This is a genomic window from Novosphingobium panipatense, assembly GCF_900182875.1.
Classification (GTDB): Bacteria; Pseudomonadota; Alphaproteobacteria; order Sphingomonadales; family Sphingomonadaceae; genus Novosphingobium; species Novosphingobium panipatense.
Genome location: NZ_FXUI01000049.1, coordinates 1 through 2,236, shown reverse-complemented (window position 1 = coordinate 2,236; position 2,236 = coordinate 1). Strand labels below are relative to the sequence as shown.

3 protein-coding genes are annotated in these 2,236 nt (G+C 62.4%); all 3 read left to right on the top strand.

Translation table 11 applies throughout. From position 1 onward, the window contains the following. Window positions 1–852: aldehyde dehydrogenase family protein (locus tag QOL62_RS19705; RefSeq protein ID WP_283407304.1), on the top strand; the 852-nt coding region annotated here is incomplete at its 5' end. A 75-nt stretch (window positions 853–927) separates the two neighbouring features. After that, complete coding sequence (gene mmsB, locus QOL62_RS19700) at window positions 928–1,797, top strand: 3-hydroxyisobutyrate dehydrogenase (protein WP_283407303.1); 870 nt, start codon at window positions 928–930, stop codon at window positions 1,795–1,797. A 290-nt stretch (window positions 1,798–2,087) separates the two neighbouring features. Continuing rightward, window positions 2,088–2,236 (top strand): acyl-CoA dehydrogenase family protein (locus QOL62_RS19690; RefSeq protein WP_283407305.1); only part of this gene is annotated, 149 nt, incomplete at its 3' end.

The window sequence follows — 2,236 nt, the reverse complement described above, 5'->3', positions numbered from 1 at the left end:
AAGCAGTGCGACCGCATTCTGGCGACGGGCGGCACGCCGATGGTGAAGGCGGCCTACTCGTCGGGCACCCCGGCGCTTGGCGTGGGTGTGGGCAACGCGGTCATCACCGTGGACGACACCGCTGACCTCGATGATGCCGCAGCCAAGATCCTGCTGTCCAAGACGCTGGACTTTGCGGCCTCGTGCTCGTCGGACAACGCGGTGATCCTGCTTGATGCGATCTATGACACGATGCTCGAGAAGCTGAAAGCCAAGGGCGGCTTCATCGTCGAGGGCGAAAACAAGGCCAAGCTCGAGAAAGCGATCTGGGAGGATGGCGAGCATATCAACGCCAAGGTCGTGGCGCAGTCGGCGCAGTTTATCGCCGATTACGCTGGCTTCTCGATCCCGGAAGGCACCGCGTTCTTCATCGTGCCCGAAACCGGCCATGGCCCGGACCACAAGTTCTCGGGCGAGAAGATGACTGTCACCATGGCGCTCTATCGCGCGAAGGACATCGACGAGGCGATCCGGCTGACCAACGCCATCCAGAGCTATCAGGGGCAGGGCCACTCCTGCGGCATCTACTCGCAGAGCGACGAGAACATCACGAAGCTGGCGATGGGCACCAAGACCAGCCGCGTCATGGTGAATCAGCCGCAGTCGGCCTCCAACTCGGGCAACCTGTGGAACGGTATGCGCCAGACCTTCTCGCTGGGCTGCGGCTCGTGGGGCGGCAACGCCACGAACAACAACGTTACCTGGCGCGACCTCATCAACGAGACCTGGGTGTCGAAGCCGCTCGCACAGCACAAGGTGATCCCGTCGGACGAAGCACTGTTTGGCAAGGACATCATCGAACTGGTAGGCTGAAGCAGGCGGGACAAGAACATGGCGGGGAAAAAGGCCGGCCTCGGGCGCCGTGCCCGAAATACTGGAGAGCATGCTATGAAGATCGCGTTCATCGGCCTTGGCAACATGGGTGGTGGCATGGCCGCCAACCTCGTTGGGGCGGGGCACCAGGTCCATGCCTTCGACCTTTCGGCGGATGCTCTGGCGAGGGCGAAGGACAAGGGCTGCGCGGCCTTCACCACCGTTCCCGAGGCGGTGGCCGGTGTCGATGCGGTGATCACGATGCTGCCGAACGGGAGCATCGTGCGATCGGTCTACATCGAGGATGTCATCGGCAGGGCACCCGCAGGCGCGCTCCTCCTGGATTGTTCGACGATCGATTTGGCAACCGCCCGCGAGGTGGCGGAGCATGCTGCATCGGCGGGTTATCGAATGGTGGATGCCCCGGTGTCGGGCGGCATAGCGGCGGCGAACGGCGGCACGCTGACCTTTATGGTCGGGGGCAGTGAGGCCGCCTTTGAACAGGCGCGCCCGGTGCTGGAGCCGATGGCCAAGGCCGTCATCCACGCGGGCGACGTGGGTGCGGGGCAGGTCGCGAAAATGTGCAACAACATGCTGCTGGCCATTCACATGATCGGCACGTGCGAGGCTTTGGCGCTGGCGGATAAGGCAGGGCTGGATCCGCAGAAGTTCTATGAGGTCAGTTCGAAGTCGACCGGGTACTGCTGGTCGCTCAACGATTACACGCCGGCTCCGGGCATCGGCGCGGCAAGCCCTGCCGACAACGGCTATGCCGGCGGCTTCGCCTCGGCGCTCATGCTGAAGGATCTGCGCCTTGCCATGGCCGGTGCACAGACTGCCGCCGCCAGCGTCCCGATGGGCGAACACGCCACCCGGATCTACGAGGCCTTCGTGGAAGCCGGCAACGGCGGCAAGGACTTCGGAGCCATCTTCACGACCCTCTGAACCGCAACATGAATGATAGTCTTGGCGGACGCTCGGAAGAAATTGGCGATCGACGAAGAAACCAAGTCGATCGTGAGGATTGATGAAGTTCGCGGTTCGGCCAAGAAAGAAGAGGTCCAGCTTCTCAAGGATGAAGCCAAGCGCGGTCGTTGCAAGCCGTTGGCGAGACGACATCCACGTCGCGTCAGCCCCGTAGCTGCTTGGCACGATCCTGGGAACCCGTCGCACCCCGTTGCGTCGCCGTTGGTTAGGCGGTCGATTACCTGCCCTTCAAAAAAAGATGACCTTAAATGACCGAACAGTTTGGATTGAGCGAAGATCAACTCGCAATCCAGGAGACCGCGCGCAAGTTCACGGCGGACAGGATCACTCCCTTTGCGGCGGAGTGGGACGAGAAGCACCATTATCCGGTCGATGTGTGGAAGGCGGCGGGCGAACT